At 63.8% G+C, this 23,626-nt stretch carries 23 protein-coding genes and 1 pseudogene; 9 read left to right on the top strand and 15 right to left on the bottom strand.

Annotated elements, in window-relative coordinates; translation table 11 throughout:
• Positions 1–484: 484 nt before the first annotated feature.
• Entirely contained in the window at positions 485–844 is a 360-nt protein-coding gene (locus DFP88_RS16345) for a hypothetical protein (RefSeq protein ID WP_146227553.1), read from the bottom strand.
• A gap of 139 nt (positions 845–983) precedes the next feature.
• Between DFP88_RS16345 and DFP88_RS16340 the strand changes: the two genes are divergently transcribed.
• Positions 984–1,946, top strand: a complete 963-nt coding sequence (locus DFP88_RS16340) for a hypothetical protein (RefSeq protein WP_110815772.1) — start codon at positions 984–986, stop codon at positions 1,944–1,946.
• Between the two features lie 11 nt (positions 1,947–1,957).
• Here the strand turns inward: DFP88_RS16340 and DFP88_RS16335 are convergent, their stop codons facing one another.
• Positions 1,958–2,380 (bottom strand): hypothetical protein, encoded by a 423-nt coding sequence (locus DFP88_RS16335; protein WP_110815771.1) that lies wholly within the window; start codon positions 2,378–2,380, stop codon positions 1,958–1,960.
• A 737-nt stretch (positions 2,381–3,117) separates the two neighbouring features.
• Between DFP88_RS16335 and DFP88_RS16330 the strand changes: the two genes are divergently transcribed.
• Positions 3,118–4,233: an NAD(P)/FAD-dependent oxidoreductase gene (locus tag DFP88_RS16330; RefSeq protein ID WP_110815770.1), complete on the top strand. Its 1,116-nt coding sequence runs from the start codon at positions 3,118–3,120 to the stop codon at positions 4,231–4,233.
• A 305-nt stretch (positions 4,234–4,538) separates the two neighbouring features.
• Here DFP88_RS16330 and DFP88_RS16325 read toward each other — a convergent pair whose 3' ends face one another.
• Entirely contained in the window at positions 4,539–5,477 is a 939-nt protein-coding gene (locus DFP88_RS16325; RefSeq protein WP_110815769.1) for a cation diffusion facilitator family transporter, read from the bottom strand.
• Positions 5,477–6,247 carry a transglutaminase-like domain-containing protein gene (locus DFP88_RS16320; RefSeq protein ID WP_110815768.1) on the bottom strand — a complete coding sequence of 257 codons (771 nt, stop codon included), beginning with the start codon at positions 6,245–6,247 and terminating at the stop codon, positions 5,477–5,479. Before DFP88_RS16320 ends, DFP88_RS16325 begins: the two co-directional genes overlap by 1 nt.
• Positions 6,248–6,324: 77 nt before the next feature.
• On the opposite strand from DFP88_RS16320, the gene DFP88_RS16315 reads away from it, so the two are divergent.
• Together DFP88_RS16315 and DFP88_RS16310 are read left to right on the top strand one after the other, a co-directional pair.
• Positions 6,325–6,747: a MerR family transcriptional regulator gene (locus DFP88_RS16315; RefSeq protein WP_110815767.1), complete on the top strand. Its 423-nt coding sequence runs from the start codon at positions 6,325–6,327 to the stop codon at positions 6,745–6,747.
• A 263-nt stretch (positions 6,748–7,010) separates the two neighbouring features.
• Complete coding sequence (locus tag DFP88_RS16310) at positions 7,011–7,643, top strand: tyrosine-type recombinase/integrase (protein WP_110815766.1); 633 nt, start codon at positions 7,011–7,013, stop codon at positions 7,641–7,643.
• A gap of 212 nt (positions 7,644–7,855) precedes the next feature.
• Here DFP88_RS16310 and DFP88_RS16305 read toward each other — a convergent pair whose 3' ends face one another.
• From DFP88_RS16305 to DFP88_RS16295, 3 genes are all read right to left on the bottom strand, one after another.
• Entirely contained in the window at positions 7,856–8,596 is a 741-nt protein-coding gene (locus DFP88_RS16305; protein ID WP_220032361.1) for an alpha/beta fold hydrolase, read from the bottom strand.
• Between the two features lie 392 nt (positions 8,597–8,988).
• On the bottom strand, positions 8,989–10,044 hold the full coding sequence (locus tag DFP88_RS16300; protein ID WP_110815765.1) for an NAD-dependent epimerase/dehydratase family protein: 1,056 nt from the start codon (positions 10,042–10,044) through the stop codon (positions 8,989–8,991).
• An 820-nt stretch (positions 10,045–10,864) separates the two neighbouring features.
• Positions 10,865–11,260 carry a winged helix-turn-helix transcriptional regulator gene (locus DFP88_RS16295; protein ID WP_110815764.1) on the bottom strand — a complete coding sequence of 132 codons (396 nt, stop codon included), beginning with the start codon at positions 11,258–11,260 and terminating at the stop codon, positions 10,865–10,867.
• 71 nt (positions 11,261–11,331) lie between these two features.
• Between DFP88_RS16295 and DFP88_RS16290 the strand changes: the two genes are divergently transcribed.
• On the top strand, positions 11,332–12,138 hold the full coding sequence (locus DFP88_RS16290; protein WP_110815763.1) for a Rossmann-fold NAD(P)-binding domain-containing protein: 807 nt from the start codon (positions 11,332–11,334) through the stop codon (positions 12,136–12,138).
• A 285-nt stretch (positions 12,139–12,423) separates the two neighbouring features.
• On the opposite strand, the gene DFP88_RS16285 is transcribed toward DFP88_RS16290, so the two are convergent.
• Together DFP88_RS16285 and DFP88_RS16280 are read right to left on the bottom strand one after the other, a co-directional pair.
• Complete coding sequence (locus DFP88_RS16285; protein WP_110815762.1) at positions 12,424–12,969, bottom strand: NAD-dependent epimerase/dehydratase family protein; 546 nt, start codon at positions 12,967–12,969, stop codon at positions 12,424–12,426.
• A 43-nt stretch (positions 12,970–13,012) separates the two neighbouring features.
• Positions 13,013–13,759 (bottom strand): SDR family NAD(P)-dependent oxidoreductase, encoded by a 747-nt coding sequence (locus DFP88_RS16280; protein WP_110815761.1) that lies wholly within the window; start codon positions 13,757–13,759, stop codon positions 13,013–13,015.
• Positions 13,760–13,870: 111 nt separating this feature from the next.
• Here DFP88_RS16280 and DFP88_RS16275 point away from each other — a divergent pair, with 111 nt between their 5' ends.
• Positions 13,871–14,497, top strand: a complete 627-nt coding sequence (locus tag DFP88_RS16275) for a TetR/AcrR family transcriptional regulator (protein WP_110815760.1) — start codon at positions 13,871–13,873, stop codon at positions 14,495–14,497.
• 371 nt (positions 14,498–14,868) lie between these two features.
• On the opposite strand, the gene DFP88_RS16270 is transcribed toward DFP88_RS16275, so the two are convergent.
• The 5 genes from DFP88_RS16270 to DFP88_RS16250 are packed head-to-tail and all read right to left on the bottom strand — an operon-like array spanning position 14,869 to position 20,045.
• On the bottom strand, positions 14,869–15,615 hold the full coding sequence (locus tag DFP88_RS16270; protein ID WP_110815759.1) for an ABC transporter ATP-binding protein: 747 nt from the start codon (positions 15,613–15,615) through the stop codon (positions 14,869–14,871).
• 3 nt (positions 15,616–15,618) lie between these two features.
• On the bottom strand, positions 15,619–16,458 hold the full coding sequence (locus DFP88_RS16265; RefSeq protein WP_181418693.1) for an ABC transporter ATP-binding protein: 840 nt from the start codon (positions 16,456–16,458) through the stop codon (positions 15,619–15,621).
• 5 nt (positions 16,459–16,463) lie between these two features.
• On the bottom strand, positions 16,464–17,384 hold the full coding sequence (gene nikC, locus DFP88_RS16260) for a nickel transporter permease (RefSeq protein ID WP_110815757.1): 921 nt from the start codon (positions 17,382–17,384) through the stop codon (positions 16,464–16,466).
• On the bottom strand, positions 17,381–18,436 hold the full coding sequence (locus tag DFP88_RS16255) for an ABC transporter permease (RefSeq protein WP_245904854.1): 1,056 nt from the start codon (positions 18,434–18,436) through the stop codon (positions 17,381–17,383). Before DFP88_RS16255 ends, nikC begins: the two co-directional genes overlap by 4 nt.
• A gap of 4 nt (positions 18,437–18,440) precedes the next feature.
• Entirely contained in the window at positions 18,441–20,045 is a 1,605-nt protein-coding gene (locus DFP88_RS16250) for an ABC transporter substrate-binding protein (RefSeq protein ID WP_220032360.1), read from the bottom strand.
• Between the two features lie 95 nt (positions 20,046–20,140).
• On the opposite strand from DFP88_RS16250, the gene DFP88_RS16245 reads away from it, so the two are divergent.
• The 3 genes from DFP88_RS16245 to DFP88_RS16235 are packed head-to-tail and all read left to right on the top strand — an operon-like array spanning position 20,141 to position 22,900.
• Complete coding sequence (locus DFP88_RS16245; RefSeq protein ID WP_110815756.1) at positions 20,141–20,857, top strand: GntR family transcriptional regulator; 717 nt, start codon at positions 20,141–20,143, stop codon at positions 20,855–20,857.
• Positions 20,847–21,764 carry a dihydrodipicolinate synthase family protein gene (locus DFP88_RS16240; protein ID WP_220032359.1) on the top strand — a complete coding sequence of 306 codons (918 nt, stop codon included), beginning with the start codon at positions 20,847–20,849 and terminating at the stop codon, positions 21,762–21,764. The genes DFP88_RS16245 and DFP88_RS16240 overlap by 11 nt, the downstream gene beginning before the upstream one ends.
• Positions 21,761–22,900 (top strand): mandelate racemase/muconate lactonizing enzyme family protein, encoded by a 1,140-nt coding sequence (locus tag DFP88_RS16235; RefSeq protein ID WP_110815754.1) that lies wholly within the window; start codon positions 21,761–21,763, stop codon positions 22,898–22,900. Before DFP88_RS16240 ends, DFP88_RS16235 begins: the two co-directional genes overlap by 4 nt.
• 366 nt (positions 22,901–23,266) lie before the next feature.
• Here the strand turns inward: DFP88_RS16235 and DFP88_RS17145 are convergent.
• Positions 23,267–23,626 (bottom strand): annotated as a pseudogene (locus DFP88_RS17145) (hypothetical protein); the annotation flags it as partial.

The following is a 23,626-nucleotide window of genomic DNA, read 5'->3' as shown; positions in this document are numbered from 1 at the left end:
TCGCGGACCTCGGGGGAGAACTTGTTCGTCGTCTTGCTCATGATGGCTCCATCTTACTCAAGAGTTGGAGCCTCCGGCAAACCCGGGGCGGTTCAGAGCGACACCGATCCCGAAGATACAAGGAAGATGAGCTTGACCCAGAACCCCAATTAGAGAAGCTGCCTTTGGCCTCTCGGCCTAACGCTGCAGCGCGGCTTCCCCAGACGGGACGCTTCACAGCGTGCGACAGCTTGAGGTCACACTGCGGGACCTTCTGCCATGCGATAGAAGGGCGAAGGTTCCATCGCTTTCGAGATGAGCTTCGGTCGTGTTGGCGAAAGACGGATGCGAGCAACCGGACATGCCTCGATCAAGCTCTGTCAGCGATTTCGCGTGTCCGGCGGCAAGAGTAGGTATCGAACTTCACCGCCCCGCTCGAGGCACGTCCTCCAGCTTCAGGAGTGCCTCCCTTCGGGAGCCGCGTGCCGGGTGAGCCTTGCGACGTTCAGCGCCAGGTCTCGGTGCTGACATCTCTGGCGCGGGCAACGGCTCCTGTCTCGTCGTATTCGATGAGCAGGACACGATGCTCCGAGAACATCACGTCCCGCGTCACATACCAAATATCGTCTTCGCCAAGCACCTCGTCCGGCTCTCCGAGGATCTCGTGGACCTCGTTACGAGACAGCCCGGTCACTCCTTCGACGACGGCAGGAACCATGTCGCGGCGGGCGCGAATGCTCGCTTTCGTCCCGCCGGCGCTGCGCCATGCCTGGGGATCGAATTCCTCTGCCATGCTCGGTCCTGTATTGAGCATCACAATGGCGATCAGTGCCGGCAGGAGCCGTTTCCACGCAAGATATAACATCGCACCCCCTTAGAAGTATCTGTGACGCATCCATAGCCGTTGTGACGGGAGGGCAGGAAGTCCGAACCTGACAAAGCCCGCCAAAGGCCTGCGTTTCCGGAGCTCCCTGCCTATTGAGGCCAACCGGATATCTGGTGTCTTGCTCACCATTCCGATACTGATCGACTTGGATATTGACTTGCCCGCAGTGGCGTTCCGCCCGAAAGGTGAAGAGATGCGCAGAGCCGTTGCACTCATCTCGGTGGTCATGCTGATGCCGGGGCCGGCACTCTCGGACACCGCCCGGGATCTGGCAACGCTGCTTGACGCACCGATCGAGAAGGTCAGTCAGGCGGTCGCGGACATCGACAGATGCGCAGACAGCCAGCCAGACGCCAGGGCAACGGCGTTCCGCGGCCTGATAGACGAGGCCGCTGCCTTCTCCGCGGGCGAGACGCTGCCCGGCACCCGCGAACTCCTGGCAGATTTCACGCGTCAGATCGTAAGCCAACTCGCCGTCGGCAGTGGTTGCACGGCCCTTGCCGATCTGTGGGACAGGAAGGACCCTTGGCTGAGGATATTGCCCGAGGCGGGGATCGGTCTGTCTCAGGCGGACATCGACGCAACCGAACGGCTGGATGCCTTGGGGCGCCCCCTGTGGGACAATGCTCCCACCACGGCGGCGCGGGACCGGCTCTTGGCCCTCTGGGACAGTTTCGATCCGGAGGACGATCAGGTGGTCCTCCTGTGGCTGACGCGGCTCAACGCCTGGGCGCCTGCGGTCGAAGAAGCTTGGGAGGACCTGGATGCCGATGCGCGGGTGCTTTCGACGCGCGTCGCCTTCGACACGTTGCTTCCGGACGCGGAAGACCTCGAAATAATCCTTGGCCACGATGACCTCGGCAGCTGGATCGGCGGACGTTACTTCTTGTCGGGGCACGCGGATCTGGCGCGCTTCGAGGGCGTCACGTCGCTTGCGAAAGCGGGGTACTTCGGCGGCAGCTATTACAGCACGCTGGCCGACAGCTACCGCATGGCCATCGACACGATGACCTACATGGGAAACTCGATGGCCTCGATGGGGCTGCTGTTCGACATGATGGACATGAACACCCAGTATTGAGGGTCTACCGGTCAAATCGGCGTTATCTCGGCATGAGCAAGCCCGAACCCGGCCAGCACATCCTGCGCGCGTTGCGATATGATCAGCCGTCCGTCGGCGGCTGTCCCGAAGTCGTCCGTCCCCGCGAGGCCCGTCGGCTGAAACCAGAGGAAAGCCGGAAGAACGAGGTCGGGCAAGTCCGGCGCAACGGAGATCTCGGCATGATCGATGCGCGCGCCGGTCAGTCCCTCTGAAGCGACCGCATTCCAAGCCTCTTCGCGCAGCAGAAAGACCGGGAAACTCTCGATCAGCCCGTCGCCAAGCCAGCCCTCGACCCGGTAATGCACTTTGGACACCACGGGCGGATGGCTCGACCGATCAATGACCGTACCCTCGGCAAGCCCGCCCGCAACCTCGGGCTCCACGTTGAAGAACTGCCGCTCGCTCATCACCATCCGAACACCCTGCTCTGTGCCGCCAGACCCAATGCTTCCTGCAACGGGCGCGCAATATTCAGGTTATCCCGCATCATGCAGTCAGAAACCTTTATTATATCCGGAGGTTGCAGGGGTCTGCAAACCATCGTTGAAGACGGCCCCAAGTTTGAACCGCGCCAATGTACGCTCTGTGCCTGCCTTGATGGCTCTGTGCTCATGCCTCGAAGGACTGCAACCCACCCCTCCAGCAAAATGCCTTGCAATCGCGGCACCAATCGAGCCGCGGCAGCGAATGGCAACAAGTCTGCGGAGCTGACCTTGGTGTGCCAGACCTTGATGCACGATGCCACGGCTGCCCGGTTTGGGGAAGCTGCGCTGCAGCGGAGCCAGCCTGGCGAATGTCCGGAGAGGGCCGGGTCTCGGCCGGGCTGACCGTCTCACCTGGGCCTCCGGAGCGCCGACCAGTCGCGAAGGCCGGCTTCGAGCCCCACACTGTCCGCGCTGATGGCGGACTGCTTCGCGTTTGCAGCATGGGTGGGCTCGACATGATCGGCCTTTCCACCCGCGCGGCGTTTTGAGCCACGAACATGGGCTTGCTATCGTCCGGTCGCTTGACTTTGCGATCGCTGCCGTGCGTAGAGTTGCATTCAACTTGGCGTAACTGGTGTTATTCCGAGCATCATACGACCCTTCTTCAGTTGACCGGACAGCTCTTCGGGTGGCTCCGGGATCGGTCTGATTTAAAGGGTAACACTATGAAATCTCGTGTTCTCATCCTGGGGGCTGGGTTTGGCGGCCTGGAACTGGCAACCCTGCTTTCCGAGGCATTGGGCGAGGCGGCCGATGTTGTCCTCATCGACAAGAGCGATAGTTTCGTTTTCGGATACAGCCGTATCGACGTGATGTTTGGCAAAACGACCCTGGATGCTGTCCGCTTGCCCTACGAAGATTTTGCAAAGCCCGGTATCCGGCTGGTGCGCGATACAATTGACGCCGATGCGCGGCGCGTGACCACCACTGAAGGCATCTATGAGGCCGACTTTCTCGTGATCGCCTTGGGAGCGGATTACGACATCCCTGCGACCCCGGGCCTCGCAGAGTACGGAAACGAGTTTTACTCCAACATGGGGGCGGACCGGCTGCGATCGGTTCTTCCGGGCTTTTCGGGAGGTTCTGTACTCATCGGTGTGTGTGGCTTTCCCTACAAATGCCCACCTGGTCCCAGCGAATGTGCCCTGACATTGCACCATTATCTTACGGAACGCGGAATCCGCGACAAATGCGACATCACCTTTGTCTCCCCGCTATCCACGCCCATGCCCGCCTCGGCAGAAATGGCACAGGCGTTGATGGACTCGTTCGAAGATTTCGGGATATGCCTTTTGCGCCAGCGCAAGGTCATTCGGCTCGAACCGGGGCTGGCTGTTCTGGACGATGGCATGGAACTACCCTTCGATCTGTTCCTCGGCGTGCCCAAGCACACGCCGCCACAGGTGGTCATCGACAGCGGACTGACCGAGGACGGATGGGTGCCCATCCACCTCGCGACCCTTGAAACCAGGTTTCCCGACGTCTACGCGATCGGTGACATGGCGGCGACGGGACTGCCGAAGTCCGGGACGTTCGCGGAAAGTGCTGCGCGAAGCGTTTCAACAGCGATCCTCGCGAAACTCGAAGGCGCTGAAGCGGAACAGAACACTGGGACCGGCACGTGCATCGTCGAGTATGGCGATGGTCGTGTCAGCTATGCTGAACTCGACTTCCTGACAGGAGCGTCACTTCAAGCCATTTACCATCCGCCATCCATTGCCGGAAAGACGTTCAAGAACGGCTTCGACGGCCACCGGAGGGCGCGTTGGTTTAACGCATGAGACCAAGCAGGCCTATAGTGCAGGTCAATCTTTAACTTGCGGAAGAAACGGCCAGCGCGCTCACAAAGACTGCCGTTGGCGGCTCGCAAAACGGCCCAATCCGGCCATTGGCCAAGTTCGGCTTTGCTGCAGCGCGGCTTCCCATACTGGACTTACATGGCACCGCGCAGCATAGCTCAGGGTCCCAAGGCCAGCAGTGCGGGACAAAGCTGCAGCAGCCGCGAACCAGTCGACAGTCTGCTTTGGACCTACGTTCCAGATGGCATACCCTAACGGCCATTCCCACCTCCGGCATGCAACGCGCTTTATCCTCTGCGCGTCGAGCTTTTCGCCACTTCGACGGTCACATGCTCTATCCCGGTTGTCTCGCGGACGCGCTCCTTCACGGCGGGGCGCACGTCGTCGGCCACCGCATCGGGGGCGATATCTATTTCCAGCGTGGCCATCGGCCGTTCCTGCGTGATCGACCAGGCGTGGACGTGGTGGGCGCGCGTGACGCCAGTCACATTCGCCTCCAAGTCGGCCGCGACGGCGCGAGCGTCGAAACCCGCGGGTGCGCCCTCCAGCAGGATATGCACACTTTCGCGCACCACGGCCCAGGCCGAACGCAGGATCAGCAGAACGACCAACACAGACAAGATCGGGTCTATGAGCATCCATCCGGTCCAGATGATGACCAGTGAGGCCACAATGGCGGCGACCGACCCCAACAGGTCGCCCATCACGTGCAGCGCGGCGGCGCGGACGTTGAGGTTATCACCTTCCGCCCGGCTCAGAACCCAGAACGCCAGGATGTTCACCACGAGCCCACCGATGGCGACCCAGAGCATCAGCCCGCCCATTACCTCGTGCGGATCGCGCAGCCTTTGGAGGGCCTCAAGGAGGACCCACACCGCGATCGCGAAGAGTGCGAGCCCGTTCACGAAGGCGGCGAGCACTGAAAAGCGGTCGAACCCGTAGGTCCGTTTCCAATCCGCCGGTCGGCGCGCAAGCCGGAAGGCGAACCAGGCCAGCATCAGCGAGGCGAAGTCGGTCAGCATGTGACCCGCATCGGCCAAGAGCGCGAGCGAGTTCGACACAAGGCCGCCGATGACCTCCGCTCCCATGAAGCCGCCCGTCAGGACGGCGGCGGTGAGAATGGCGCGTTCCTTGGATCTGCGCGCCTCGGGGGTGTCGCCCGCCGTCAGCTTCGGGCCGTGCGAATGGCCCGCGTGGTCGTGTGCGTGATCGTGCCCGGCCCCCATCAGTGCGCTCCCGCCCGAAGACCTGCGTCCGGCTGTGGTGCGGCTCGCACGCCGCCGGGGATGGCCGGCACCCGCCCCCGGCGGATGCCGGCGACGCGGGCGTTCATCCAGTGGCGGATGGCATGACGATAGAGAAACCCGCGCACAAGGCCGAACGCCTGGGCGTGCGCGGCGTAGAAGGCGTCCGGATCGTCATAGCGCCCGAGGTCACCGTTGATTCCGGTGCGCTGGATGTAAGTGTCGCTTCCGTTCCACGCGATAGGCGGATCGGACAGGCAGTCGGTCCCCGCCCCAAAGGCGCAGAGAGACGTACGGCCCTCGAACGCGGTCTGGAGCGCGGAAAGGAAGGGCGCATCAAGGATGAACCCTTCGAGGTTCACCCACGCCCCGTCCCGTTCGACCTCCACCCAGGAATGCAGGATGTTCTGAGGTGCGATGCGAAAGGCAATCTCGGGCACCACGCCCCGCTGTAGCGCCTTGTGGATCGTGAACCCGTGCAGGCGGCAGGGAATGGCCAGGGCACGCAGCAGCGTCATGAGCAGCGTCGCCTTGGTGTTGCACTGACCGTAGCCGTCGCGCAGCACTTCTGACGCCGATATCGCGTCGTCGCGGTTGTAGCCGAATGCGATCTCGTTCCGGACGAAATCGTAGGCAGCGCCGATGCGCTCGAAGGGAAGCAGTGTGCCCCAACCTCGCGAAGCAATCAGGCAGCGGATCGCGGGATCGTCGAAATTCAGAAGATGGGTGCGGCGGAGATGTCGGCGGGTCATGGCGGGCCTCTTGATTCGTCTCGTTGCCATCGGGCATACGATCTACAGTGACTGTAGCTTCAAGGGGGTAAATCGCTGTGCAGGGCCATTCCATCGGCGCGCTGTCGAAGCGCACAGGTGTCAAAGTAACGACGATCCGCTACTACGAGGGACGCGGCCTACTCCCCGACCCCGGCCGCACGGACAGAGGGCAGCGCCGCTACGGGGACGCAGAGATGGATCGACTGTCCTTTATCGCCCACGCCCGGCAACTCGGCTTCGACCTTGATGCCGTCGCAGAGCTGATCGCGTTGCAAGAGACACCATTCGACGCTCACGGAGAGGCGCACCTGATCGCCACGAGCCGCCTAGCGGAGGTTCGGGACCGCATCGAGCGGCTACGGCGGCTGGAGGGCGAACTCTCACGGATCGTATCCGCTTGCGATGGCCATCCCGACGGACAGCCCTGTCGGGTGCTGAACGCCCTCGCAGACCACGGGGCGTGCGAACACGAGCACTGAGGTGCGGACAGGTGCGGACAGGTGCGCCTTTACGGCATGTCGCCATGAAACACATAGCCCGTTTCGACAGGTTGGCTATTGCAGTTCGGAACGGATTAGATGCGAAATCTGACCCTGATAGAACACCCGAAGCGACCGTTCATCCGCCCCGCAGAATCTGCGCGTCTGGGCTCGAAGCGGACTTGCGGCGGCGCGGCGTGCTATCCTTTGGCGCCGACACGGTGCCGGTGATGGGAGGAGCGCGGCGGACCGGAGGAACTGCTATGCCTGCTTCGAACCTTCCCGCCATCCGTGCGTGCCGGCCAGCCTGGAACAAGGGCCGCCTCGTGGGCCAGAAGCGCCCGCTCCTGCCGAAACATGTCTGGGCGATCCGTGTGCGGCTCGAGCTCGCCGATCGCGCCCGTGATCTTGCCCTTTTCAACCTAGCGATCGACAGCAAACTGCGCGGCTGCGACCTCGTCCGCCTCCGTGTCGCCGACGTCTACGCGGCGGGCCAGGTGAAAGAGCGGACCTCAGTCCTTCAGAGCAAGACCAGGCAGCCGGTCCGCTTCGAGATCACCGATGGCACGCGCAAATCTCTCTTGGCCTGGCTTGACGATCCCGATCTGGTCGGCTCGGAATTTCTCTGGCCGGGGCGGTTCCACGAGAGGCTCCACATCTCAACCCGCCAGTATGCCCGCCTCGTCCGAGGTTGGGTAACCTCAATCGGATTAGAGCCGAGCTCTTTCGGTACCCACTCGATGCGCCGGACCAAGGTTGCGCAAATCTACCGCAAGACCGGTAACCTCCGCGCCGTGCAGCTCCTGCTCGGGCACACGAAGATGGACAGCACCGTCCGCTACCTCGGAGTCGAGCTGGAGGATGCCCTTGCCATCTCGGAAGCGGTCGAGATTTGATCGTCAGGGCCGCCCGTTTCGCGGGCGGCCCTGACCTGCCATTGGCTTGATGGTCGAACGCTGCGATGCAGCTTCACGATATCGGCCATTCATCCCTCGCGCATCATATTCGAAGGTGAAGGTCGGCGGAGCGGACAAAGGAAGCATCCGCTGAGGTGCATTTTCTCGAGGAGCTGGATCGCGCGTGAGAGGTCACGTCCGTTATCCGCGCCTCATCTCGCCATCGTTTTCAAGATGACCTCTGCGGCCTCCTTCGGGCGGTCCCATTGCGGGAAGTGGCCACACCGCTCGAACCAGTGCAACCGCGCGGTGGGGAAGGCCGCTTGCGCGCGTTCCGCCTGACGTGGCAGCAGGAGACGGTCCTTACGGCCCCAGCCAATCGTCACGCGGCCCGGAGGTGTGGCGGTCCCCTCCTGCAACGGACCACGCGCCAGTTCGCTCAGCATCGCGTCGAACACGTCTGTCTCGGCTATGGCCGTCAGCTCGTTCCGGACCAGCAGGGGATCGAGGGCGCCGGGCTTCGCCGACAGTTGCGCGAGCAGAACGGCCCGCGCGGCGCTGCTGTGCGAGAGCTCCGGAATGCGCCGCCGCAGGAGGCGCACCAGCCGGACCGAGGCGGCGAGCGTGGAGCGGAACCACGCCGTCTCCCAGCCGCGCCAGAAACCGCCCGGATCAAAAGCGACCGTGCGGCCGCCGATGCCGCGCCGTGCCAGTTCCAGCACCAGCCGCGCGCCGACAGAACTGCCGACGGTATCTACGCCGGTGAGCCCGTTCCGGTCGATGAAGTGCTCGAGCGCGTCCGCATAGGCGGCGATCGTCTGGCGCCCCGGAAGCGCCGGAGACCCCCCATGTCCAGGCAGATCGACCAACACGACCTCGCATTCGCGAGCAAGCATCGGCAGGATGCTGTCCCAAGACCGGACGCTCCCACCCAGCCCGTGAACCAGGAGCAAGGGTGGTCCTGCACCGTGACGTTCGCAATTAAGTTGCATCCTCAAGCAACGCTCGGCAGCGGAACTGGTTGCGCCGGTGGTGCTGGTAGCCGACGGGTCGTCGTGCCGACGGCGCCGTGCAGCGGACGCGCATATTCCGGTCCTCCTGCGCATCGCCGCCACCGACGCCCCCCCCCGCGCAGCAGATATCAATTCCTCACTCCTGCGCGGTCGTCTCGCCGCAGTCAAGAACGGCCCATTGCGGACATTCAAGCGTCTAGCCGACGCCGCGGCGCAGCTTTTCAGAGCGGCCATTGCCACGCCCGCGCAGCATCTATCAGCCCGCGGTAATAAGCCATGCGGGAGATTCCAGGCTTTCGCCGGAGTCCCCATCAAGAGCCGGTTTTAGTCGGCTAAGGCTTTGGAACGTCCCGTGTCTGCGGCTCGGTCAAGAGCAGTCGTTCCTCGTGCTCCGCGCTCATGCCGCATGTCAGAGACATGTCCCGACGACTGCGGTCCCAATCCACTAAGAGTCTAAGCGTGTCGGCTAAGGGCCTCGCAGTAAGCCCGGCCGCGCGGGCTCGGCTCGCATCGACCTCGAGGAAGTAGCGGAAGGTGGGCCCGTCCGGAGCCATCAGCGGCACGTCGGTCCAAGGCGCAGCATTGGCCGCCTCGAAGGCGGCGGGCGGTAGCCAACGGGCCTCGCCCGCCGAGCCGGTAGCAGCGCAGATCGCGTCCAGCAGGTCGCTCATGGGCATCGGGCGCCCGGCGACGTTCCACACCCCGCCTAGGTCCGTCTCGGCGCAGCGCACCGCAAACGCGGCGGCGTCGTACACATCGAGCACTTGCACGGGTCGTTCACGCGGCGCGGGCGCGGGCACCAGGCGCCCCTTGGTCTTGCCGGCCATGTCGAAGCGTCGCACCCACCACGTCAGGCGATCGGTGTAGTCCCCCGCCCCGACGATAAGCCCGATCCGCAGAATGGTGGCTCGGTCGCCCAGATGCTCTTCGGCGACCTTCTCACAAGCGCGTTTCAGCGGGCCATAAGACGGACCGTAGGCCATGGCTGAGGCGCGTTTTTCAGACGGCACTTCGGCGGCGCGGGCGAAGTCCGCGGGACCCGCGTCCGGAACGGCCTGAGTCTCAGCCAGCCCCGGCGCATCGTAGCGCCCGTAAACCGACAGCGAGGAGGCGAGGACGTAACGCTTGATCCGGCCGTCCAGGGCGCCAAGCACCGCGTGGACGGCGTCCGGGGTGTAGGCGCAGGTGTCGAACACCCAGTCGAAAGATCGCGCGCCCAGCACGCTGAGATCGAGGTGCCGATCCGCCCGTATGAGCTCCACGCCCGCGGGCAACGCGCGCGCGGTGGCGCCGCGCGATAGCACGGCCACCCGGTGCCGCCGCGTGGCGAGCGCGTCGACGATCGCGCCGCCCAGAAAGCCCGTTCCACCCAGGACGAGGCTTTTCATCGCGTCCCTCCCTTACGACTTCGCTCCGATGCTAGGAGGCAGACATGCTCGAACCAGAAGAATGCGCCCCAGCGGAACAGCGCTTTGAGACACGTCAGCCGTCGCAGGAGCGTCTTTGCCGATTTTTGGGACACGTCAGTGGCAGAACCTAGATCGCTACGGAAGGCAATGCTGCTGCAGCGCAGTTTGCGAAACCCGGCAGCCATGAAACGCGGCTCATCGCTTTAAGAGGGCTTGGAGCGGTCATGCGGTGACGCAGCGGCTCGTGCGCCTGGCGGGCAGCGGCCGTCGACATTCCCGGCACCCCGGACCTTCCGGCCCCCGCCCCGCCGCAGCCGGCCCGAAGCGGCCCATCGGCGCCCTGCCCCGCCGCAGCTACTCTCGGCCTTAAGCCGCCGTTCGAGCACCGGATCGTTCTAGTCTGCAACCGGCCCGAAGCCGCGGTTTGGCGCCCTGCCCGTCCGCCGTCGCTCCCGGCCCATTGCGGACCTTCGGGTTCGTGCTCCGTGGCAGCCGCTCTCGGCCCAAACCGGACGCTTTACTCGCCAAGCTAGCATGACCACTCACGGCCCATTGCCGTCATTCGCCAGAGTGGTCACCGCTGCAGCGCAGCTTCCCCGAACCAAAAATTCGTGCATCGCGCAGTATCGTACAACCCAGCAATGTCCGCCGCGCGAGACAAAACGGACTTCTGCGTCGCAGCACGAGAACGTCCGCCTCCGGAAATGCAGGACCATAGTGAATGCTCGAACGAAAAGGCCTCAGTCAACGTCCAACCGCAGGTGGATCATAACCCCGCAAACGTGCACCAGATCACAGCCTACATATCGAAATCTTTCTGAGCTGCCTCTATTGCTGACTTTGCTTGCGCACTCCAGCCAACCAGCGTCGCGACCTGGGAAGCAAAGGCACGACCGAGATCCGACAGGCTGTAGGTGACGCTCGGCGGGACTGTGGGCGTCACATCGCGCACGACGTGACCGTCGCGTTCCAGCCGCCGCAAGGTCAGGGTCATCATGCGCTGGGAGATGCCGTCCAGCGATCGCTCAAGCTCCCGATAGCGCCGAGGACCTTCCGAGAGCTCCGCCAGGGTCATGACGGTCCACTTCTCGCCGAGACGGGCGAGCACCAGTCCGAGCCCGCAATCCACATGATCGGGAGAGCCGCAGGGTTTCAGCCCCGTATCTTGGCGAACATCGATGTGCGTGACGGACATGATTGTGCCTTCTTATGCGGGGCTGGCGGCCTCTCTATGTTGCCGGTGAACGTCGTGGAGAGGAAGTCCAGATGATACTCGTGACCGGGGCCTCGGGCCAGCTTGCGTCGACACTCGTGACCGCGGCAGGCGCGGCCGGCCTCGCCGTCAGCACGGCGAGCCGGTCTCCTGATGCCGACCGGCAGATGGATTTTGACCGGCCAGATACGCTCGATTTCACCGGGGTCACGACGCTGTTCCTGACATCGGCAGGCTATGCAGAAGACGATGTCGTCATACGCCGCCATGGTGCGGCAGTGACGGCGGCTCGGGACCAGGGCGTCGGGCATGTCGTGTATTCGAGCCTGAGCCGTGCCAGCGACCATCTTGGCTTCGCCCTGGCCCATCGCTGGACGGAGAGAGTAATCGAGGGCAGCGGAATGGCCTGGAACATCCTGCGCAACGGCCTTTACGCGGAACTGATCGGGAGCCTGGCTGCCCCCCGGGACGGGCGCATCGGCGCCCCGTTCGGCCATGGCCGGATCTCGGCCGTTGCGCGCGCCGATCTGGCCGATGCCGCGCTCGCGGTTTTGCGATCGCCCGCGGCTCATGTCGGCCGATACTACGAGTTGTCGGGCGCTTCAGCGTTTTCCGTCTCCGATATCGCGCGATCCCTCGACGTTCCCTACGAGCCGGTCTCGTTCAACTCGGAGCGGGACAGGTTGTCCCGGCTGCCCTTGCTGGCGTTCCAGGCCCCCATGCTGATGTCGATCTACGGCGCGGCGGCGGCTGGGTTCCTGGAAGCCGACCGAACCGATCTCGAGGGTCTCGTGCCACGGCCTCGGGATGCATTCGCCATTGCGTGTGCCGTCGCTCAGGGGAAAGTCCAAGCCGTTTAGGGCGGAGTAAGTCGAGCAAATGCGATCATCGTTGATGGGTGTGCGGAGCCGCCTCTGTCAAAAGGGGCTCGAAGCTGACCTTCGCTGCACCGCAGGGCAGAGTGCCTGACCGTACCCCAGCGGCAGGCCCTACGCGCTCCGGCTGACTGTCGCTCGTCGCCCCACAGCGGCCGTCCAGCCCCTGCCCCTCCGCAGACGCTACCGGCCCAAAGCCGCAGTTCGGGACCCTGCCCGACCACCCTCGCTGCCGGCGCGAAGCGGACCTCCGCTGGTCTGCTTCCGGCCCTAAGCGGACACTCCGGTCTGCCTGGCGTGGTCGAGCAGATAACTGGCGAAACCCTGTTTGCTGGCATCATGGATCTGCGCCACCCGAATGACCGACACGCGCACGCCACGATCAACAAAGCCAAGAGCAGTCTGCTCCGACACGCGCGGCATGCCGTCGGCAGCAGTCGGAGGTGCGTCAGCCTCGGTTGCGATCCGCCCCGGCGTGACAGGCAGCCCGGATGTCACGATCAGTGGCTTTCCCGTGCCAGACAGCGCGACCCCGAGCGCTTCGATCGCATTCCGATCCGTCTCACAGCTCGCGGCGAACTTCGAGAAGTCATGGTCGAATGCGGCGTGGATGACGCCATCGGCACATTGTGCTCCACAGCGGAGGCCTTCGGTATCCTCCAGCGAGCCGGGATGAGCTTCGGCTCCCATCTCGCGCAGTTTCGCCGCAGCAGCGTCGGAGCGTGCGAGGCCGAGCACGTGATATCCGGCATCAATGAGGTCCGCCACGATGGCGGCGCCGAGGAAGCCGGTTGCACCCGTCATGAAGACGCGCATCACGCTTGTCCCTCCGCACCGCCCTGAAAGGTCACGCAGCGGATCACCATGCGACCGGGCCGCCTTCGTCGAAGAAGCCACCCGTGGGGCCGTCGTCACCGATCAACGCCAGCCGCACCGGGGCGCGGGCCCCTTCTTCCAGGCTGCGCGTTCCGTTGAAGTTGTTGAGCGCGGTGGAGGTGAAGCCGGGACAGGCCGCATTGATCTTGATCCGGGTGTCCTCGAGCGCGAGCGCAAAGGCCAGCATCACCGCATGGGCCGCCGCCTTGGACACGGAATAATTGCCGAACATGCGGCGATGGTCATTGGACGGGTCAGAGTTCAATGTGAGCGATGCGCCAGAGCTGCCGGTGATCACGATCCGCCCCGCCGGAGCCTCGCGCAGCAGGGGCAGCATCGCCTGCGTCACTGCGATGACACCGAAGACATTCGTGTCGAACACCTTGCGCACATCGGCGATGGGAGCCTCGGTGAGCAGGTTCGTTCGAACGGCCACACTGAAGGGCTGATCGGGGCGCGCACGCGAGATTCCAGCGTTGTTCATCAGCACGTCGAGACGTCCGAAGTCTTGGGCAATACGCGCCGCGGCTGCGTCGATCGAGCTCTGATCCGTCACGTCGAGCTGGATCGCATGGGCCCTCTCCCCGATCTCTTCGGCGGCGATCCGGCCTTTCGCGATATCGCGGGCACCGATCAGAACGATCAGCCCTTCGGCGGCCAGATCCTTGGCGATTTGCAAGCCGATCCCCTGATTGGCCCCTGTGACGAGGGCAACGCGATGTTCGGTCATGTGACTGGGTCCTGCTTGGATATGGTTCGTCGCCCTCGATCCTGTTAGGAGAGCAAGCGGAACTCTATTCCGATTAGTTACGGAACCACGTTCCGTTTTGCAAGAGGTGATATGATGTCTCAGTCAGAACCCGACGGCGCCTGCACAGGCGCGAGTGCGGAGCGTCCCATCCGGGCCGATGCGAAGCGGAACGAAGCAAAGCTGATCGATGCGGCCCGTGTCATCTTCGGCCGGGCGGGCGTCGACGCGCCCATGCGCGAAATCGCGGAGGAGGCGGGCGTCGGGGTGGGCACGCTCTATCGCCGCTTTCCGCAGCGGGCGGATCTCATCGCAGCGGTCTTTCGGCTCGAAGTCGACGCTTGCGCGGGCTCGGCCAAGGCATTCGCGCGGGACTACGGCCCCGCCGAGGCAGTGGACAGATGGATGCAGCGATACGTCGATTTCATTCTCGCCAAGCGTGGTCTGGCGACCTCGTTGCATTCCGGCGGGTCGGCTTACGCACCCTTGCCCGCCTATTTTGACGCACACCTTGAACCAGCACTGACTTCGCTCCTGGATGCGGCCATCGAAGCCGGGGAGATGAGAGCGGTGATACCCCCACGTGATCTGCTGAGGGCGGTTGCCGGCCTTTGTCTGCCGTCAGGAGACGGCGATCCCGAACAGGCAAGACGTCTCGTCAGGCTTCTTGTGGAGGGGCTCCGCTACCAGTCAGCAAAGCCATCCAGCAGTGGTGGATAGGCAGACGGAAAATGCATACTCCAATCCCTCGCCTGCTCAATCTGTGTCTACACAAAAGCATGCTCGATGCTCCTGGGCATCATGGTTATAAGTTTGCTTCGTTTGCTCAGCAGACCTCGGTGCAGGATGCGGCGAATGTCGGCTCTCCGCCCTTCCCGCACCTTCGTTGCGACCGCAGCGAAGGTCCTCTTCCCGCCCGTTTTGCGGCCTTCGGGCGGGGCGACGCGGATGTCGGCTTGGCAACTTTGCAGCCGTCCGCAACTAATGCTGCTAGCCTTCTCTGGACGGCCATCCCCCAGTTCGTTTCCCAGGCGCCATGAACAGCAGGCCCTCTCTCGATGTTAAGCCAGAACAAGCTACATAGACGACGATCAAGCTAGCCCGAGCGCCGCCTCCCGAAGTTCCTGGCTGTACGGCTGCTCGAGGTTTCCTGAAATGAGCTGCTCGCGGCTTGCTTCCTCGATTAGATCGCCGCCCTGCATCACACCGATACGGTCGCACATATGAGCCACGACAGCCATGTCGTGGCTAACCATGAGATAGGTCAGATCCCGCTCTTCCTTGAGATCCTGCAGCAGGTTCAGCACCTCAGATTGTACCGAGACGTCGAGCGCGGATGTCGGCTCATCCAACAGGAGGATCGGCGCTTCGAGTGCTAAAGCTCGGGCGATGGAGACCCGTTGGCGCTGACCTCCCGAAATCTGATGCGGAAAGCGGTACCGGAATTGTGGCGGCAGTCCTACTCGTTCCAGAAGCCGTTCCACCGCCTTCTCTCGGTCGGGCCGGCGGTGGATCTCCAACGGCTCGGCGATGCTGGCGCCGACCGTGTGCTTGGGATGGATCGCACCGTAAGGATCCTGGAACACGATCTGCAGCATCGCCTTCTCTGCGCGGCTCCTGCGGGCCGGCCCCACAGATGAGGCATTGATGCGGATGTGGCCGGTCCAGTCCGTGTGACGTCCGGCAATGGCATTTAGCACGGAGGACTTCCCCGAGCCGCTCTCGCCGACAAGACCGTAGGTCTCGCCGCGGCGGATAGAGAGCGTCACGCCCCTGACCGCTTCGAAACGGTCGCTTCCGGCTCCGTAGAAGACGCGCAGATTATCGATCTCGATCATGGCTCAGCCCTCCATCCAGGCGGGGTCACGTTTCAGCACGGCCAGCCTCTTTCGCGGACGATCGAGCCGGGGAAGAGCCTCGAGCAGGCCGCGCGTGTAGGGGTGTTCGGCGTCGTCGAGACGATCTGCCGGAAGCGCTTCGACGATCCGGCCGGCGTACATGATCAGGACACGGTCGCAGAACCTGCGGACCAGGTTAAGGTCATGCGAAATGAACAGCAGACCGGTCGGCTGCTCGGCACGCAGTTCGTCGAGAATGCGCAGGACCTGCCCGCGCACACTGACGTCGAGCGCCGATGTCGGCTCGTCCGCGACGATTAACGAGGGCCTCGCCACGATCATCATCGCGATCATGATCCGCTGGCCCATGCCTCCTGACACTTCATGCGGATACAAAGGCATCACGCGCTCGGCGTCGCGAATATGCACCTTCTCCAGAAGCTCCATCGCGCGGCTGCGCGCATCGCGTCGCGACAACTTGAGATGAATGCGGCAGGTCTCGATGATCTGATCGCCGACGTTCATCACCGGGTTAAGCGAGAACTTCGGGTCCTGCAGGATCATCGCGATCTCGTGGCCGCGTACAGCCCGCATTTCCGGCTCAGGCAACTGTAGCAGGTCGCGTCCCTGGAACTGCATGCGCTCGGCCGTCACGCGAGCCGCAGAGGGCAGCAGGCGCATGACCGCCCTGCCCGTCATTGACTTCCCCGACCCGCTCTCGCCGATCAGGCCAAGCTTCTCGTTGCCGATGTCGAACGAGACTCCACGCACAGCCTCGGATACACGGCCCATGCTGGAGAAAGAGACACGCAGATCACGCAGGCTCAGTATTGCGTTGGTCATATCTGTCATCCCTTCCTCGGGTCCAACATGTCCCGAAGCCCGTCGCCCAGCAGATTGAACGCCATGCTCACCAGCAGAATGGCGAGGCCGGGGAAAGTCGTGAGCCACCATGCATCGATCAGGTACTGCCGGCCGGCAGCAGCCATCGCGCCCCATTCAGCGAGTGGTGGCTGCGCCCCGAGCCCAAGAAAGCCGAGGCCGGCAGCCGTTAGGATCACGCTGGCCATGTTCAGCGTCAGTCGCACGATGATCGAGGGAAGACAGACAGGCACCAGGTGCCGCCACAGGATGCGTAGGGTGGAGGCGCCCTGAAGCCGCGCACTCGCGACGTAGTCGGAATTGCGGACGGTCAATGTTTCGGCACGGGCGAGACGGGCCACCGGCGGCCAGATCGTGAGCGCGATCGCCAGTACGGCATTTTCGATGCCGGGCCCAAGGGCCGCGGAGAAGGCCAGGGCCAGTACGAGGCTGGGAAAGGCCAGGAAGATATCCGTCAGGCGCATCAGCACGGTATCCAGCCAGCCACCGATAAAGCCGGCTAGAGCGCCGATCAAGAAGCCGACGGGTGCGACGAGCACAGTGACGAGCATGGTGATATATAGGGTCGTCCGAGACCCGTAGACGAGGCGCGACCACACGTCCCGCCCCAGCTCGTCCGTTCCCATCCAATGCGCGGACGATGGTGCAAGCAGTGCGCGCCCCAGGTCCTGCCGGTAGGGATTATGCGTCGCCAGCAGCGGCGCAAAAGCGGCGGCAAGAACAAGAGCGACAACGATGACTAGGCCGAGCACGGCAATGGGGCTGGAGAGCAGATGCCGCAGGCCGAAATACCAGCGTTGCGCCAGGGCTTGCCGCCTGGACTTGATATCCTCGTCAATCAGCCAGTCGTGCAGGCTCTGCCCGCCTGTATCGATAAGACCGGTCATTTTGTCCTCGGGTCGAGCATGCGGTACGCAATGTCGCACAGCAGGTTGATGGCTATGGAGATCAGCCCGATGAGCAGGACCGCGCCCAGCACCGCATTCATGTCGGCGAAGAACAAGGCCGTGGTCAGGTACTGGCCCAGTCCGGGCCATCCGAAGACGGTCTCGATGAGCACGGTGCCGTCGAGCAGGCCGCAGTAGGCCAGCGCGATTACGGTGAGAAGCTGGACACGCATGTTGCCGAAGGCATGCCGCCAAACCACCGACTGGCGACTGGCTCCTTTCGCCTGCGCCGTCAGGATGTACTCCTGCTGCAGCTGCTCAAGCATGAAGCTGCGGCTCATCCGGCTGATATATGCAGTATTCGCGTAGCCTAGGATCAGCGCTGGCGTCATCAGATGATAAAGCGCGCTTCGCGCCGTCTCCCAGTCGCGAGCGAGGATGGCATCGAGAGTGAGGAAGCCCGTCGGCCCCTCGATCAGCCCTTCGTAGTAGATACCGACCCGCCCACCGGAGGGAACCCAGCCGAGCTTCGCGTAGAACACCAGCAGCACCATCATGCCGAGCCAGAAGATCGGAGTGGAATAGCCCACGAGGCCTACGACACGCGCGAGATGATCGACCCAGCTGTCGCGCCTTACCGCGGCGGCGACCCCCAGCGGCACGCCCAGAAGGGTACCGATGATCAAGGCGGCGCTGGCCAGCTCGACGGTGGCCGGGAAGACGCGCGCGAGGTCGGTCGACACCGCATTGCGGGTCAAATTCGACTCGCCGAAATCCAATGTGACCACATCGCCGACGTAAGAGGCGAACTGCCTCCAAAGCGGCTGGTCCAACCCGAGATCGCTGTAGACCCGGTCATAGGCCGCCTGATCGGCCTGATCGCCGATGATGGCGATGACCGGGTCGGCAGGAACCATGCGGCCGACCACGAAGGTGAGCACGAGGAGTCCCAGAAGAGTCGTCACCACGACACCAATGGACGCACCGCCACGCCGCAGGATCGAGAACCCGGCGCGCGTGCGCCGGGCAGAGGTGGAAGGAACGGCCGTCACTGGCTCAGTTCTCCGACTTGGTGACTTCGTCCCAGCTGGTGATCCAGGTGGTACTACCCTGATAACCCTGCACCTCGGCACGGATCGCGCGGGCATCGGTGCGCTGGAACGACGTGATCAGAGGCGGCGAGCTTTCCAGATACATACGGTTGAGCTCGGTGTAGATCTCGGCGCGTCGGTCGGCATCGAGCTCGTGTGCGGCCTCCTCGACGAGGTTCTGCATCTCCAGCGGCACGTCCCAGGCGGCACGCCACGCCATCAGCCCGCTCGAGTTCGCCTCTTGGCTGTTGTCCGGGTTGACGGCGTAAGATGCGAAGACCGCATGCGGATCGGGCATCCGGTCACCAGTCCGAGCAGAGAAGAGCTCGTAGTCGCGCGAGCGGAAGGCGCCGATATGATCGCCGGACTGGAGATTGAGCGTAATGCCAGCCTCTGCGGCGTTGGCCTGGATCGACTGGGCGATCTCGTACTCGGGCGTCACCGGCGTAGCGTAGTAGGTCAGGCTGAAACCGTCAGGATAGCCCGCCTCCGCAATCAATTCCCGGGCGCGATCAGGGTCAAGGCTGTAAGGCCTCTCGTCCGGCAGGGCCCCCGGCATGCCCTGAGGCACGATCGTCTGCTGCACGTCACCGTAGTACTGCATCACTGTGTTGGAGAGTCCTTCGTAATCGACGAGATAACGAAAAGCTTCGCGTACCTGAGGGTTCGCAAGGATCTCATTCTGCTGGTTCAGCGCGATATAGTAGAAGCCCACGCCCGGAGTCGTCTGGATCGTGACATCTTCATTCGCCGCAAGAGCCTGCAGGTCAGACGACGACAGGCGCGTTGCGATGTCGATGTCGCCAGCCTGAATCTGAAGTCGTTGCGAGGAGCTTTCAGGAACATTCCGCATCAGGACGCGCCGCATCGCTGGCGCGCCGTCCCAGTAGTCGTCGAAGGCTTCCGCGATCAAGATGTCGTTGGCCCGCCATGTGCGCAACGTATAGGGGCCAGAGCCGGCGTCGCTGGTCTGCAGGAAGCTGGTACCGTAATCACCGTCCCGCGCATTTTCCTCCACGAGCTCGCTATCGACGATGGAGGCCGAGAATGAGGCAAGGGAATACAGGACCAGCTGGCTGTTCCAGACCTCCGGCAGCTCGACGATCAGCGTCGTGTCATCTTCAGCCCGGATCATCTGGTCTACGTTATCGGCCGTCAGCCCCCACTGGGTCAGATCGCGCGCCGGAGCGAGGCCCATCTTCACTAGTCGACGCAGCGAGTACTCGGCATCGCGCGCCGTCAGGGGATTACCGGAGTGGAAGGTGACGCCTTCACGGAGGGTGAAAGTGAAGGTCCGGCCATCTTCGGAGACATCCCACTCGGTCGCGAGCATGGGCTCGACCTGGGTAATATCGTCGGCCGGTAGCGTCACCAACCGATCATAAAGATTGGCGACCACTTCCGCGGCTTCGAACTGGTTGAGCTCCTGCGGATCCAGGCCACGCATCGAGCTCATGTTAAGCGCGATGACGAGTTGGTCCGGCGGCGTTTGAGCAAGTATGGGCGAGGTCGTGGAGACAAAGGCAAGGCCGGACAGAGCGGCACCGGCGAGCAACATCGTTCTAGTCATGGGTACTCCTCCCTAAGCACAGCCGGCGAATGCGACTCGACAGCTTTTGAAGTTTGATATATCAGATTTAAAGCATCAGCAAGGCTGCCTTCGTCATGTCTCTTCCACCCCGAACTGAACAGCGCCCACCAATATCTCTTGATGCGGCTGCGCGCCTCCCACTGAGGGATCATGTCCGTCAGCAGCTTCGGATCGCGATTATCTCGGGGCAGTTCCGCAGCGGTGAGCGGTTGAACGAAAGGGCCCTGGCGGAGGAGATGAACATCTCCACCACGCCTCTTAAGGAGGCATTGCGCCAGCTCGAGGCCGAGGGGCTAATAGAGGTACTGCCGCGCCGTGGTATCGTGGTCAGGTTCGACGCTGCCTTTGCCGAAGAGATGATCCTGGCTCGCGCGGCTCTCGAAGCCCCTCTAGCGGCTCTCGCGGCCGATCGTAGCGATGACGAGACGCGCCAGCGCTTGGCTGACACGGTGAAGCGCATGCGAGCTGCGACGCAGGAGGCGGATATTGTCCAGCTCATCGGGCTGAACGAGGTTTTTCACGGCCTGATCCACGCTGCGGCGCGCAGCGTCCACCTGACCCGTCTTGTCGCCAGCCAGCAGTTCTACGACGAGAGCGCCCGTCGCGTCATACACCGTAACGCCGAAGAAAGCCGCACCGCCCTGGATGAGCACGCGGCCATCAGCGAGGCGATCATCGATGGTAACAGGGAGCTGGCCGCCACGCGCATGTCCGCGCATGTCCTGCGGTCCGGCGCCTTGTACCTGCATGCCGTTTTTGGAACCACATTGGAGGCCCCTCTTGACCACTGAAGCAAGCGTCAGGACCGCTCTGCGCCAGATCTCCGGCGTACCCGTCACCGCCTACAACGCTCAGGGAGACATCGATCTTGCCCAGTCCGCCGCCATCGCAGCGCGGATTGGCAAGGCAGGTGTGCTTAACGTGATCGCGGCCGGGAACACAGGCGAATACTTTTCACTAAGTTCCGACGAGATCCGCCGCCTGCAGGCGGCGGTCATCGAAGCCACCGCACCCCATGCACTGGTCACGGCCGCAGTCGGCCGCGCACTGACCGAAGCAATGGCACAAGCTGACGCTGCCGTCGCAGACGGGGCGGGAGCGATCATGGCTCACTACCCGAACGACCCATTCGCCGGCCCGGGGCAGAAGATCGACTACTTCCTGCGCCTCGCAGATCACCTTTCGGTGCCGCTGGTGGCGTACCTGCGCTCGGATGAGGCTCCGATTGCGGACCTTGTGCGCCTCGCGGAACATCAGAACGTCGTCGCTATCAAATACGCCGCCACAACCCCACTGCGGTTGGGCGAGGCTATCCGCGCCACCACCCATTGCGACACGATCTGGGTCTGCGGTCTAGCCGAGGGGTGGGCCCCACCATTCTATGCCGTCGGCGCCAGCGGCTTCACCTCCGGTCTCGTGAACGTGTTTCCGCAAGTATCTCTGGCCATCCACGCCGCCCTCGAAAAGGGCGACTTCGCCGGAGCGAGGACGGAGATAGACCGCATCGTCGACTTCGAGCAGATGCGAACGCTCTACAACAACGGGGCAAACGTGACGGTGGTCAAGGAGGCGCTCACGATGATGGGCGAGGATGTCGGCCCGGTCCGCCTGCCCGGCGTTGTCCGGCTGACGGAAGAGGAACGGGCGCGCCTGCGCGAGATCGTGCGCAACGTTGCGCCGGAGGCCGTCACGTCATGAAGATTACCGGGCTCCGCAGCTACATGAGCCGGGTCGACGAACGTCCTCGCCTGCTCGTCGCAATTGATACGGATGCCGGCATCACCGGCTGGGGCGAGGCCTACAGCCACGGCCCCGACCGGGCCCTGCCGCCGCTCCTCGATTGGCTCTTCCACCAATTTGATGGTGAGGACCCACGCCGGGTGACATTCATCCACCAGAAATTGATTCAGCAATCGCGCTTTCCGCCTGGAGCGCTCGGTCTTGCTGCCATCGCGGCAATCGATCACGCCCTGTGGGACATCGCAGCGCGGGCGGCCGGCGTTCCGGTCTACCAGCTCCTCGGCGGGCACGTGCGCGACCGGGTCCAAGTCTATTGCGGGGTTTACACGGCTCCGGAGATCGACGAGGCCGTTGCCGAGATTGAGCGCCAGCATCGGGAAGGTGGCTACACCGCCTTCAAGCTGTCGCCCTACCGATCGAGTCCCTACAAAGGACGTTGGGGCGAGCTCTGCGACACGGCCGCCGAATGGTTCGCCGAGATGCGGCGGCGCCTGCCCTCTCACTTCGAAATCGCCTTTGATGCCCATGCCAAGATCACGGAGCCCATTCGGGCCCTGCAACTAGCCGATGCGCTCGCGCCCTATGACCCCCTGTTCCTCGAGGAGCCGCTGAGGCCCGAGCACATGCCGGCATGGGGCGCGTTGAAGGCGCAGATGCGCATCCCGTTGGCCACGGGAGAGTCGCTCTACAACCGCTTCGAGTTCCTTGCGCTGTTATCCGCGGGCGGAGCGGACATCATCCAGCCCGACATCGCGGTCGTCGGCGGCCTGACAGAAATGCGCCGCATCGCCGATCTGGCTGATGCGCACTTCGTCACCGTCGCCCCGCACAATCCAATGGGGCCGCTCGCGACTGCACACAACGTCCATTTTGCCGCGGCACAACCGAACTTCCGGATCCTCGAGTACAAGCCGCCCACCCGTGCGCCGTGGGCCGTCGACCCTTATCTACCGGTGGACGGCTTTCTCGAGCTGCGCCCGGACAGGCCGGGCTGGGGCATGGATGTCAACGAGGATGCGCTGAAGGTGGACGAGTACCTGCATTGGGAACGGCGAATAGAGCGCCGCGCCGACGGCTCGACGGCCTATCCCTGAGCTCCGGACGGGTAACGGGGGCAGCGTCTTGACGGCCTGAACCGGACTGCGCCCGGTTTCCTCTCGCAGGAGCGGCTCTGGCTCTGGCTCTGGCTCTGGAACATCACTCCATCGACGATCGCATCTCTCTTCTGCAGCCTTCCCCTTACTCCACCAAGTGGGCTTTTTTCCTGAAATAGCCGCGTGCGAAAAGAAAGGTTGGATGCGCGGTCACCGCGAGGTGGCCCAGATTTTTGGACCACCCCCGGGTCCCCCGCGGCGCGGCGGCGGGAGGCCCTACCCCAACCGCCGCCAGCACTGGCCTCTCCGCCCGGTCAGCCGGTGCCGGTCCGGCTCTCCTGCCGCCGGTGCGCCCGCCGCTGCCGGTCAGGCCTCCTCCTCCACCGGCCAGCTGGCGCGCGTGCCGTAGAAGGCCGCCTCCATCCGCGGGCGCGGGGCCGGGCCGCTGAGCCGATCGAGGGCCGCGGCGAGCGCCGCCGTTGCCGCCTGCACCGTGGCACCGCCCAGGCCCCAGTTGTGCTTCTTCAGCAGGCCCGAGATCGTCAGCCCCTCGACGAAGACGCCGTCTACCAGCTGCCGGTCGCTGATCGCACGCCGCGGCCTGGCGTCCGCGCCCCGCTTCGAGGGGCGTACCCGGCGGATCGGCATCGCCACCCCGTCCCCGATCCGGCGCTGCAGCGCCACCAGCCGCCGCCGCTCCTCCAGCCGCGCCTCGTTGACGTCGCC

Origin of the sequence: Pseudoroseicyclus aestuarii (assembly GCF_003217255.1) — a bacterium.
In the GTDB taxonomy this organism is placed as follows: Bacteria; Pseudomonadota; Alphaproteobacteria; order Rhodobacterales; family Rhodobacteraceae; genus Pseudoroseicyclus; species Pseudoroseicyclus aestuarii.
Note: the sequence above shows the minus strand (reverse complement) of the source record. Positions and strands in the feature narration are given on the sequence as shown.

What these genes read in the sequence shown, in the direction of transcription:
- DFP88_RS16295 (WP_110815764.1), bottom strand. Translation starts at nt 11,260, where the DNA reads ATGTCCGTCACGCACATCGATGTTCGCCAAGATACGGGGCTGAAACCC.
- DFP88_RS16310 (WP_110815766.1), top strand. Translation starts at nt 7,011, where the DNA reads ATGCCTGCTTCGAACCTTCCCGCCATCCGTGCGTGCCGGCCAGCCTGG.
- DFP88_RS16285 (WP_110815762.1), bottom strand. Translation starts at nt 12,969, where the DNA reads ATGCGCGTCTTCATGACGGGTGCAACCGGCTTCCTCGGCGCCGCCATC.
- DFP88_RS16265 (WP_181418693.1), bottom strand. Translation starts at nt 16,458, where the DNA reads ATGACCAACGCAATACTGAGCCTGCGTGATCTGCGTGTCTCTTTCTCC.
- DFP88_RS16335 (WP_110815771.1), bottom strand. Translation starts at nt 2,380, where the DNA reads ATGGTGATGAGCGAGCGGCAGTTCTTCAACGTGGAGCCCGAGGTTGCG.
- nikC (WP_110815757.1), bottom strand. Translation starts at nt 17,384, where the DNA reads ATGACCGGTCTTATCGATACAGGCGGGCAGAGCCTGCACGACTGGCTG.
- DFP88_RS16290 (WP_110815763.1), top strand. Translation starts at nt 11,332, where the DNA reads ATGATACTCGTGACCGGGGCCTCGGGCCAGCTTGCGTCGACACTCGTG.
- DFP88_RS16330 (WP_110815770.1), top strand. Translation starts at nt 3,118, where the DNA reads ATGAAATCTCGTGTTCTCATCCTGGGGGCTGGGTTTGGCGGCCTGGAA.
- DFP88_RS16250 (WP_220032360.1), bottom strand. Translation starts at nt 20,045, where the DNA reads ATGACTAGAACGATGTTGCTCGCCGGTGCCGCTCTGTCCGGCCTTGCC.
- DFP88_RS16345 (WP_146227553.1), bottom strand. Translation starts at nt 844, where the DNA reads ATGTTATATCTTGCGTGGAAACGGCTCCTGCCGGCACTGATCGCCATT.
- DFP88_RS16325 (WP_110815769.1), bottom strand. Translation starts at nt 5,477, where the DNA reads ATGGGGGCCGGGCACGATCACGCACACGACCACGCGGGCCATTCGCAC.
- DFP88_RS16300 (WP_110815765.1), bottom strand. Translation starts at nt 10,044, where the DNA reads ATGAAAAGCCTCGTCCTGGGTGGAACGGGCTTTCTGGGCGGCGCGATC.
- DFP88_RS16245 (WP_110815756.1), top strand. Translation starts at nt 20,141, where the DNA reads ATGTCTCTTCCACCCCGAACTGAACAGCGCCCACCAATATCTCTTGAT.
- DFP88_RS16235 (WP_110815754.1), top strand. Translation starts at nt 21,761, where the DNA reads ATGAAGATTACCGGGCTCCGCAGCTACATGAGCCGGGTCGACGAACGT.
- DFP88_RS16270 (WP_110815759.1), bottom strand. Translation starts at nt 15,615, where the DNA reads ATGATCGAGATCGATAATCTGCGCGTCTTCTACGGAGCCGGAAGCGAC.
- DFP88_RS16320 (WP_110815768.1), bottom strand. Translation starts at nt 6,247, where the DNA reads ATGACCCGCCGACATCTCCGCCGCACCCATCTTCTGAATTTCGACGAT.
- DFP88_RS16280 (WP_110815761.1), bottom strand. Translation starts at nt 13,759, where the DNA reads ATGACCGAACATCGCGTTGCCCTCGTCACAGGGGCCAATCAGGGGATC.
- DFP88_RS16275 (WP_110815760.1), top strand. Translation starts at nt 13,871, where the DNA reads ATGATGTCTCAGTCAGAACCCGACGGCGCCTGCACAGGCGCGAGTGCG.